This is a genomic window from Caballeronia terrestris, from assembly GCF_001544515.1.
GTDB lineage: Bacteria > Pseudomonadota > Gammaproteobacteria > Burkholderiales > Burkholderiaceae > Caballeronia > Caballeronia terrestris.
Window position 1 is genome coordinate 1 of the sequence record NZ_FCOL02000522.1, and the last position, 894, is coordinate 894.

Sequence of the window (894 nt, forward strand, 5' to 3'; positions counted from 1 at the left end):
ATCCTCATCTGCTCGTCGATACCTCGGTGTGGACGCAGACCACGCGGCGCCGCGGCACGCTGCCGGATATCGAATCACTCTTGAGCGCGGTCGAACGAGACGCGGCCGGGCTCGACTTCGTCGGCTTTTATGCGGGCGGATCGATGGCGCGCGGCTTTGCGTCGTCGGGTGGCAGCCGCGGCTGGTACGAGGTCGACAATTTCAATTTCAGCTGGTCGCTATACGATGCCAGCGGGCGCGCGATCAAGTCCAGCTACGCGGGCGAGGAATGGAGCGACGAGACCTTCGCGACGAAACTCGAAGCGGCCGTCGGACGCATGCCGGTGCTCGCTCGCACGCCGCGCACACTGGACCCGGGGCTCTATCGCGCGTGGCTGGCGCCAGCCGCGCTCGTTGAACTGATCGGCACGGCTTCCTTCACGGCGTTCTCGGCCCGCCAGCAGGCGACGGCGCGCAGCGAACTCTATCGACTCAACCGAGGGGAAATATCGCTGGACCCGCGCGTCACGCTGATAGAGGACCTCGATCTCGGCATCGCGCCGCGCTTCAGCGAAGACGGCTTCCAGCGCGAGACCGTGCCGCTCATCGGGGCGGGCCGCAGCGCGCAGCAGCTCACGAGCGCGCGCACGGCCCGAGAGTACGGGTTGCGCCCCAACGGCGCGCTCGCGAACGAAATGCCGGTCTCGCTCTCGATGCATGGCGGCGATCTCGCCGACACCGACGTGCTCGCCGCGCTCGACACCGGGCTTTACATCGGCAACCTGTGGTACGTGAACTTTTCCGACCGAATGGATTGCCGGCTGACCGGCATGACGCGCTTCGCGACGTTCTGGGTGGAGCACGGCGAAATCGTCGCGCCCGTCGAGGCGATGCGCTTCGACGACAGCCTCTATC

At 66.8% G+C, this 894-nt stretch carries 1 protein-coding gene; it reads left to right on the top strand.

The window, feature by feature from the left end; all coding sequences use genetic code 11:
- On the top strand, window positions 1-894 hold an 894-nt coding region (locus tag AWB67_RS38695), incomplete at both ends, for a metallopeptidase TldD-related protein (protein ID WP_125477904.1).